This is a genomic window from Kordia periserrulae (genome assembly GCF_003054265.1).
GTDB lineage: Bacteria > Bacteroidota > Bacteroidia > Flavobacteriales > Flavobacteriaceae > Kordia > Kordia periserrulae.
The window spans coordinates 1-1,673 of the sequence record NZ_QBKT01000026.1; the positions used below are offsets into that span (position 1 = coordinate 1).

Below are 1,673 nucleotides of genomic sequence, written 5' to 3' on the forward strand. Positions count from 1 at the left end.
ACGGTAAAGTCCTCGGTTGGTTCGCCTACCAAATCATCGGTGATTGGAACAGATACATTAACTGTAGTCTGACCCGCTGGAATCGTCGCGGTTACTGTCGTGGTGGTATAATCCGTTGGATCGGTCGCTGAGTTATCCACCGTAGTGATGCTCACTACCGTATCCACACTGCTTGGATTGTCAATACTTACTGGTACTGATGCCGTGCCTGCGTCTTCTGCAACGGTGACATCGCCTATGCTAAAGGCTGGGGTATCATTATCGGTGATGGTCACTATGCCACTATCACTTGCATTACTTGTGTTGCCACTTGTAACAGTTCCACTCACGGTAAAGTCCTCGGTTGGTTCGCCTACCAAATCATCGGTGATTGGAACAGATACGTTTACTGTAGTCTGACCCGCTGGAATCGTTGCCGTTACTGTTGTAGTGGTGTAATCGTTTGGATCGGTCGCTGAGTTATCCACTGTAGTGATGCTCACTACCGTATCTACACTGCTTGGATTGTCGATACTTACTGGTACTGATGCCGTGCCAGCGTCTTCTGCAACGGTGACATCGCCTATGCTAAAGCCTGGGGTATCATTATCGGTAATAGTCACTATGCCACTATCACTTGCATTGCTTGTGTTGCCACTTACCACAGTTCCACTCACGGTAAAGTCCTCGGTTGGTTCGCCTACCAAATCATCGGTGATTGGAACAGATACATTAACTGTAGTCTGACCCGCTGGAATCGTTGCCGTTACTGTCGTGGTGGTATAATCATTTGGATCGGTCGCTGAGTTATCCACCGTAGTGATGCTCACTACTGTATCTACACTGCTTGGATTGTCGATACTTACTGGTACTGATGCCGTGCCAGCGTCTTCTGCAACGGTGACATCGCCTATGCTAAAGCCTGGGGTATCATTATCGGTAATAGTCACTATGCCACTATCACTTGCATTGCTTGTGTTGCCACTTACCACAGTTCCACTCACGGTAAAGTCCTCGGTTGGCTCGCCTACCAAATCATCGGTGATTGGAATCGATACGTTTACGCTCGTTGCTCCCGCTGGAATCGTTGCCGTTACTGTCGTGGTGGTATAATCATTTGGATCGGTCGCTGAGTTATCCACCGTAGTGATGCTCACTACTGTATCCACACTGCTTGGATTGTCGATACTTACTGGTACTGATGCCGTGCCAGCGTCTTCTGCAACGGTGACATCGCCTATGCTAAAGCCTGGGGTATCATTATCGGTGATAGTCACTATGCCACTATCACTTGCATTGGAAGTATTGCCACTTACCACAGTTCCACTCACGGTAAAGTCCTCGGTTGGCTCGCCTACCAAATCATCGGTGATTGGAATAGATACGTTTACGCTCGTTGCTCCTGCTGGAATCGTCGCGGTTACTGTCGTAGTGGTATAATCCGCTGGATCGGTCGCTGAGTTGTCCACCGTAGTGATGCTCACTACCGTATCTACACTGCTTGGATTGTCGATACTTACTGGTACTGATGCCGTACCGGCGTCTTCTGCAACGGTGACATCGCCTATGCTAAAGGCTGGGGTATCATTATCGGTGATAGTCACTATGCCACTATCACTTGCATTGGACGTATTGCCACTTACCACAGTTCCACTCACGGTAAAGTCCTCGGTTGGTTCGCCTACCAAATCATC

1 protein-coding gene is annotated in these 1,673 nt (G+C 48.8%); it reads right to left on the minus strand.

Features of this window, described 5'->3' with window-relative positions; all coding sequences use genetic code 11:
• Nucleotides 1-1,673, minus strand: a 1,673-nt coding sequence (locus tag C8N46_RS20025; RefSeq protein WP_211314520.1) for a beta strand repeat-containing protein, incomplete at both ends; no start/stop codon positions are given.